We start from the raw sequence: 212 nt of genomic DNA, 5'->3' as shown, positions 1-212 counted from the left end.
CGCGAATTCAGGAAAGAAAGGACCAAATGCATATCCGGCACGTTTGCAGAGTTTACTTGGAAGCGGATATGAAGTAAAAAACTTTGGGGAAACAGGTGCGTTTTTGATGGAGGGGACAAGTAATCCATATAAAAGCGGTACAGAATACGAACAAAGTAAAGCTTATAATGCAGACATTGTAATTATTATGCTTGGAACGAATGATTCCAAAA

1 protein-coding gene is annotated in these 212 nt (G+C 38.7%); it reads left to right on the top strand.

What is annotated here, in order from left to right; all coding sequences use genetic code 11:
• Positions 1 to 212: SGNH/GDSL hydrolase family protein (locus tag NE668_RS10235; RefSeq protein WP_256197007.1), on the top strand; the 212-nt coding region annotated here is incomplete at both ends.

Source organism: Veillonella parvula (assembly GCF_024461875.1).
Classification (GTDB): Bacteria; Bacillota; Negativicutes; order Veillonellales; family Veillonellaceae; genus Veillonella; species Veillonella parvula_I.
The sequence above is the reverse complement of the archived record's forward strand: the minus strand, read 5'-3'. Positions and strand labels throughout refer to the sequence as shown.